At 69.3% G+C, this 7,061-nt stretch carries 5 protein-coding genes; 3 read left to right on the top strand and 2 right to left on the bottom strand.

Features of this window, described 5'->3' with window-relative positions:
• Positions 1–422 precede the first annotated feature (422 nt).
• Positions 423–2,147: an IlvD/Edd family dehydratase gene (locus VDQ83_RS17505; protein WP_455435875.1), complete on the bottom strand. Its 1,725-nt coding sequence runs from the start codon at positions 2,145–2,147 to the stop codon at positions 423–425.
• Between the two features lie 173 nt (positions 2,148–2,320).
• Here VDQ83_RS17505 and VDQ83_RS17500 point away from each other — a divergent pair, with 173 nt between their 5' ends.
• Positions 2,321–3,118, top strand: coding sequence for an SDR family NAD(P)-dependent oxidoreductase (locus VDQ83_RS17500; RefSeq protein ID WP_263397660.1), 798 nt, complete (start codon positions 2,321–2,323; stop codon positions 3,116–3,118).
• Positions 3,119–3,391: 273 nt separating this feature from the next.
• Here VDQ83_RS17500 and VDQ83_RS17495 read toward each other — a convergent pair whose 3' ends face one another.
• Entirely contained in the window at positions 3,392–4,387 is a 996-nt protein-coding gene (locus tag VDQ83_RS17495) for a LysR family transcriptional regulator (RefSeq protein ID WP_455435874.1), read from the bottom strand.
• 153 nt (positions 4,388–4,540) lie between these two features.
• Between VDQ83_RS17495 and araD1 the strand changes: the two genes are divergently transcribed.
• Both araD1 and VDQ83_RS17485 read left to right on the top strand, forming a co-directional pair.
• A complete protein-coding gene (gene araD1 / locus VDQ83_RS17490; protein WP_455435873.1) occupies positions 4,541–5,548 on the top strand; it encodes an AraD1 family protein in 1,008 nt (335 codons plus the stop codon).
• A gap of 19 nt (positions 5,549–5,567) precedes the next feature.
• Positions 5,568–7,007, top strand: a complete 1,440-nt coding sequence (locus VDQ83_RS17485; protein WP_455435872.1) for an aldehyde dehydrogenase family protein — start codon at positions 5,568–5,570, stop codon at positions 7,005–7,007.
• Positions 7,008–7,061 lie beyond the last annotated feature (54 nt).

Here is a 7,061-nt window from a genome sequence, read left to right as displayed (position 1 = left end):
CACCGCTTCGTTCGTCGCGACTGAAGTCGCTCCCACAGTGGGCTTGCGGCGAGCTGGCTGGGTGCATTGTGGGAGGGACTTCAGTCCCGACGCTGTCCGAAGCCGTTGAACGCACCGCTTTGCTCGTCGCGACTGAAGTCGTTCCCACAGTGGGCTTGCGGCGAACTGGCTGGGTGCACTGTGGGAGGGACTTCAGTCCCGACGCTGTCCGAAGCCGTTGAGTTCACCACTTCGCTCGTCGCGACTGAAGTCGCTCCTACAGTGGGCTTGCGGTGAGCTGGCTGGGTGCACTGTGGGAGGGACTTCAGTCCCGACGCTGTCCGAGGCCGTTGAGCTCACCGCTTCATTCGTCGCGACTGAAGTCGCTCCCACAGGGAGGCTCTTGCAGCGGCTCGCTTGTGGTTTGCCCGAGTGGAAGACGCTCAGTGCGAATCGCGCGCCACGTCGGCGCCGCTGCCGCCCACCAGGAAATCCAGGTCCGCGCCCAGGTGCGCCTGCTGCACGTGTTCCACGTACAGCTTGCTCCAGCCGCGCAGCGGGGTCGGCAGCGGGGTCCATTCGCTGCGCCGGCGCAGCAGTTCCTCGTCGCTGACCTCCAGGTGCAGCGAGCGCCCGGGCACGTCCAGTTCGATGATGTCGCCGTCGCGCACCAGCGCCAGCGTGCCGCCGGTGGCGGCTTCGGGCGAGGCGTGCAGGACCACGGTGCCGTAGGCGGTGCCGCTCATGCGCGCATCGGAGATGCGCACCATGTCAGTGACGCCGGCGCGCAGCAGTTTCGGCGGCAGCGGCATGTTGCCGACCTCGGCCATGCCCGGGTAGCCGCGCGGGCCGCAGTTCTTCAGCACCATGATGCAGTCGGCGTCGATGTCCAGGGCTTCGTCGTCGATGCGTGCCTTCATGTCCTCGATGCTCTCGAACACCACCGCGCGACCGCGGTGCCGCAGCAGGTGCGGCGAGGCGGCGGAGGGCTTGATCACCGCGCCGTCCGGCGCCAGGTTGCCGCGCAGCACGGCGATGCCGGCCTGCTCGCGGAACGGCGTGTCCAGCGCGTGGATCACCTCGCGGTTCCAGCACGGCGCATCGGTCACGTTCTCGCCGAGGGTGCGGCCATTGACGGTGAGGGCGTCCAGGTTCAGCTCCTCGCCGAGTTCGCGCATCACCGCCGGCAGTCCGCCGGCGTAGTAGAAATCTTCCATCAGGTACTGGCCGGACGGTTTCAGGTTGACCAGGCACGGCAGCCGCGAGCCCAACTGATCCCAGTCGTCCAGGCTCAGCTGTACGCCCAGGCGCCCGGCGATGGCGAGCAGGTGGATCACCGCGTTGGTGGAGCCGCCGATCGCCGCGTTGACCTTGATCGCGTTCTCGAACGCGTGCCGTGTCAGCACCTGCGACATGCGCAGGTCTTCCTCGACCATCTGCACGATGCGCCGGCCGCTGAGCCGCGCCAGCCGCGCGCGGCGCGCATCGACGGCGGGGATCGCGGCGTTTTCCGGCAGCGAGATGCCCAGCGCCTCGACCATGCTGGCCATCGTCGAGGCGGTGCCCATGGTCATGCAGCTGCCCTTGGAGCGCTGCATGCAGGCCTCGGCCTCGACGAACTCGTCCTGGCTCAAGGTGCCGGCGCGGACCATCTCCGACATCTGGATCACGCCGGTGCCCGACCCCAGCGGCTGCCCACGCCAGTTGCCCGACAGCGACGGGCCGCCGGACAGGCCGATGGTCGGCAGGTCCACGCTGGCCGCGCCCATCAGCAGCGACGGGGTGGTCTTGTCGCAGCCCATCAGCAGCACCACGCCGTCCAGCGGATTGGCGCGGATCGATTCCTCCACGTCCATGCTGGCCAGATTGCGGAACAGCATCGCGGTGGGCAGCATCTGCGTCTCGCCCAGCGACATCACCGGGAACTCCAGCGGAAAGCCGCCGGCCTCGTAGACGCCGCGTTTGACGTGCTCGGCCAGTTCGCGCAGGTGGCCGTTGCACGGGGTCAGTTCCGACCAGGTGTTGCAGATGCCGATCACCGGGCGTCCGTCGAACATGTCGTGCGGGTGGCCTGCGCTCTTGAGCCAGCTGCGGTAGTAGAAACCCTGCTTGCCTTCGCGACCGAACCACGCCTGGCTGCGGCGGACCGGTTTGGTGGGTGAGCCCATGCTGGCGGAATCCTCGAGACCTGATCGGCCCGGATCGGTGCCTGCGCGGCGTCGCCCGGGTGCTTTACGTCGGCGATGCTAGCGGGCATATTGATACATGAAAAATAACAAATATCTGAATTCAGATATTTCTTTTCGTATATCAAAATCCTATCCACCTAGAGCGAAACGGCATGGACAACACGGCAAGCGCGGCGGCTCCGAATACCGGCAACGCAACCTACGGCAGCCTGCGCGGGCGCCGCGTCTTCATCACCGGCGGCGGTTCGGGCATCGGTGCGGCCCTGGTCGAGGCCTTCGCCGGGCAGGGCGCGCAGGTCGCCTTCGTCGATGTGGCGGCCGAGGCCAGCGCGGCGCTGGCCGAGCGCTTGGCCGCGGCCGGCCTGGCCAGGCCGTGGTGGCGCCGCTGCGACGTCACCGACGTGGCCGCGCTGCAGGCGGCGCTGGGCGAGGCCGCCGCCGAGCTGGGCGATTTCCACGTGCTGCTGAACAACGTCGGCAGCGACGACCGGCATGCGCTGGACGCGGTGACCCCGGAATACTGGGAGCGCTGCGTGGCGATCAACCAGCGTGCCGCGTTCTTCGCGATCCAGGCGGTGGTGCCGGGCATGAAGCGGCTCGGCGGCGGTGCGATCGTCAACCTCGGCTCCACCGGTTGGCAGAGCAAGACCGGCGGCTATCCGGTCTACGCCACCGCCAAGTCGTCGGTGAACGGGCTGACCCGCGGCCTGGCGCGCGAACTGGGTGCGGCGCGGATCCGGGTCAACGTGCTGACCCCGGGCTGGGTGATGACCGAACGCCAGGTCACGCTGTGGCTGGACGAGGCCGGCGAGCGCGAGCTGGCGCGCAACCAGTGCCTGCCGGACAAGGTGATGCCCGAGGACATCGCGCGCATGGCGCTGTTCCTGGCCTCGGACGAGGCGCGTGCGATCACGGCGCAGGAGTTCGTGGTGGATGCGGGGTGGACATGAGCGGCGGGTGCGGCGCTGACAGGTAGGAGGGGCTTGGGCCCGGGCCGATCACTGAAACGATCGCGATTCCAGGCTCCGCTCGTCGCGACTGAAGTCGCTCCCACAGGGACTTGCGGCACGCCCGCTGGATGCACTGTAGGGAGAGGCTTCGGTCCCGTCGCTTTGGCGGCGCGCATGCTCCGCGGCTGCGTTCGGTCGCGGCTGAAGCCGCTCCTGCAGGGGGCTTGTGGTTGGCTGGCTGGGTGCACTGTAGGACGGGCTTCGGCCCCGACCTCATCCTCCCGTTTGCGCATCCGCCGGCGCCAGCGCTTCCTCGGCCGGTGCGACATAGCCGTACGCCGGTCCGGCCGCATCGCGCAGCGCCTGCAGCATGATCCGTGCGCCCGGCGACAGCAGCCAGTCGGTGCGGGTGACGATGCCGAATGCGTCCATCCGGCACGACAGTTCCACCGGCACGATCGCCACGCTGCCGTGGTCGGCGAAATGCCGGGCCACGTCCACCGGCACCACCGCCAGGTAGTCGCCATGGCGCAGCAGCTGCGGCAGCACCACCAGCGCCGAGGTCTCCACCACCCGCTTCGGCGGCTCCAGCCCGGCGTTCTGGAACATCAGTTCGAAGCGGTGGCGCAGCACGCTGCCGTCCGGCGGCACGATCCAGCCGGCGGCGGCCAGTTCGCGCAGCGCCGGTCGCGGCATCGCCAGCAGCGGGTGGCCGGGGCGGGCGATCGCGCACACCTCTTCCTCGGCCAGCGCCTGGTAGTGCAGGTTGCGCTTGTCGTGGCGCGCGAACAGCCGCGCCACCACGATGTCCAGCTTGTTCTGCGCCAGCTGCTCCAGCAGCACGTCGCTGCCGTCCACGCGCAAGGCCACGCGCAGCAGCGGATGCTGCTCGGTGACCTGCGCCAGCGCGGCCGGCAGCAGGGTCATCGCCGGCCCGGCGATCGCGCCGACGCTGACGCTGCCGAAATAGCCAGCCTTCAGCGCCTCGATCTCGGCGCCGGCCTCGCCCAGGCTGGACAGGGCGATGCGCGCATGGCGGATCATCGCCTCGCCGTACCAGGTCGGGCGCATGCCGCGCGGCAGGCGCTCGAACAGCGGCACCGCCATCATGTCCTCCAGGTCCTTGAGCAGCTTCGACGCCGCTGGCTGCGACATGTTCAAGGTCTCGGCGGCGCGGTGGATGTTGCCTTCCTCCTCGATCGCCAGCAGCAGCATCAATTGCCGGGTCTTCAGGCGGGCGCGGACGAACCAGGGCGTGGCGGTAGGCATGGCGGCCCAATGCATATGAATGTTCGTATACATTAAGCCAAAAACGATATTTGTTGCATATGGGTCGCCCGGCCAGAATGGAACCCGCATCCGCCGCGGCGGCGTTCCCTGCCGCCGCGCCGCTGTTTCGTATTTCCGACAGGCGACCGATTCATGCGATTGATCCAACTGCTCGACGAGTCCGGCAACCCCAGCGTGGGCGTGGTGGACGTGGCCGGCACCCAGGTGCGCCTGCTGCGCGAAGTCGACTCGACCTATGCGCTGGCCAACGCCGCGCTCGCCGCCGGCACCACGCTGGACGACTACGCCACGCATCAGCTCGGCGACATCGTGCTCGACTATGCCGAACTGCTGGCCAACCACCGCGTGCTGTCGCCGCTGACCCATCCGGACCCGGCGCACTGCCGCGTCACCGGCACCGGCCTGACCCACCTGGGCAGCGCCGCGACCCGCGACGCGATGCACCAGAACCTGCAGCAGCAGGCCGACCAGGGCACGCTCACCGATTCGATGAAGATCTTCCAGCTCGGCGTGGAAGGCGGCATCCCGCGCGACGGCCAGCCCGGTGCGCAGCCGGAATGGTTCTACAAGGGCGATGGCAGCATCCTGGTCGCGCCGGGCGCGCCGCTGCCGTCGCCGGACTTCGCGCTGGACGGCGGCGAGGAGCCGGAGCTGGTCGGGCTGTACGTGATCGGCGCCGACGGCGTGCCGTACCGGCTCGGCTTCGCGCTCGGCAACGAGTTCTCCGACCACGTCACCGAGCGCCAGAACTACCTGTACCTGGCCCATTCCAAGCTGCGCGCCTGCGCGGTCGGCCCGGAGCTGCGCAGCGGCGAGCTGCCGCGCGACCTGCGCGGCAGCAGCCGCATCCGCCGCGGCGAGGCGGTGATCTGGGAGAAGCCGTTCGTCACCGGCGAGGCCAACATGTGCCACTCGCTGGCCAATCTGGAATACCACCACTTCAAGTACGCTGCGCATCGCGTGCCCGGCGACGTGCACCTGCACTTCTTCGGCACCGCCACGCTGAGCTTCGCCGACGGCGTGCAGGCCGAGCCGGGCGACCGCTTCGAGATCGAACTGCCGGAGCTGGGCGCGGCCCTGGTCAATCCGCTGCAGCGGGTGGCGGCCGGGTTCGCACTGGGCGGCGTGCGCGCGCTGTAACCGAGCAAGGGAGAACGACATGAGCCAGCGTTTCCAGAGCTATATCGACGGCCAGTGGGTGGCCGGCAGCGACATCGCGGCGGACGAGAATCCATCCGACCTGTCCGCACCGGTGGGCGAGGTCGGCAGCGTCGATGCCGACGCGGTGCGCGGCGCGATCGCCGCGGCCAACGCGGCGCAGGCCAAGTGGGCGGCGAGCACGCCGCAGCAGCGCGCCGACGCGCTGGACTTCGTCGGCAGCGAGATCCTGGCGCGCAAGCAGGAGCTGGGCACGCTGCTGGCCTCCGAAGAAGGCAAGACCCTGCCGGAGAGCATCGGCGAGGCCGCGCGCGCCGGGCAGATCTTCAAGTTCTTCGCCGGCGAGGCGCTGCGCATTCCCGGCGAGAAACTCGCCTCCACCCGTCCCGGCGTGGACGTGGAGATCACCCGCGAGCCGGTCGGCACGGTCGGCATCATCGCGCCGTGGAATTTCCCGCTGGCGATCCCGGCGTGGAAGATCGCCCCGGCGCTGGCCTACGGCAACACCGTGGTGTTCAAGCCGGCCGAGATCGTGCCCGGCTGCGCCTGGGCGCTGGCCGAGATCCTCAGCCGCGCCGGTCTGCCCAGCGGGGCATTCAACCTGGTGATCGGCAGCGGCCGCACCGTCGGCCAGGCGCTGGTCGACGACCGTGGCATCGACGCCTTGAGCTTCACCGGCTCGGTGCCTACCGGCAACCATCTGCTCAAGCAGGCCGCCGCGCGCGGGCTGAAGATCCAGCTGGAAATGGGCGGCAAGAATCCGCTGGTGGTGCTGGCCGATGCGGACCTGGACCTGGCGGTGGAGATCGCGGTCAACGGCGCGTACTTCTCCACCGGCCAGCGTTGCACCGCATCGAGCCGGCTGATCGTCGAGCGTGCGGTGTACGACGAATTCGTCGCGCGGGTCAGCAAGCGTCTGGCCACGCTGAAGATCGGCCATGCGCTGACCCCGGGCATCGACATCGGCCCGGTCGCCAGCGCCAGCCAGTTCGAACAGGACCGCGACTACGTGCGCATCGCCCAGGAAGAGGGCGCCGAGCTGGTGTACGGCGGCGACGCGCTGGAATGCGAGCACCAGGGCCACTACATGCGCCCGGCGCTGATCGCCGCGCAGCCGCAGCACCGCATCGCGCGCGAGGAAGTGTTCGGGCCGGTCGCGGCGGTGATGCCGGCCGACGACTACGAGCATGCGCTGGCGCTGGCCAACGACACCGAATTCGGCCTGTGCGCCGGCATCGCCACGCGCTCGCTGAAGCACGCCACGCATTTCAAGCGGCATGCGCAGGCCGGCATGGTGATGGTCAACCTGCCCACCGCCGGGGTCGATCCGCACGTGCCGTTCGGCGGGCGCAAGGCCTCCAGCTACGGCCCGCGCGAGCAGGGCCGCTATGCGGTGGAGTTCTATACGACGGTCAAGACGGCCTATACATTCGCGGGATGAACTGATCGATCCACTCGCGCGCCTGCCTGGGAGGGTGGGCGGCCGCCGCGGCCA

Source organism: Xanthomonas sp. WHRI 7945 (genome assembly GCF_035026585.1).
This window is presented reverse-complemented; position numbering and strand designations above follow the sequence as displayed.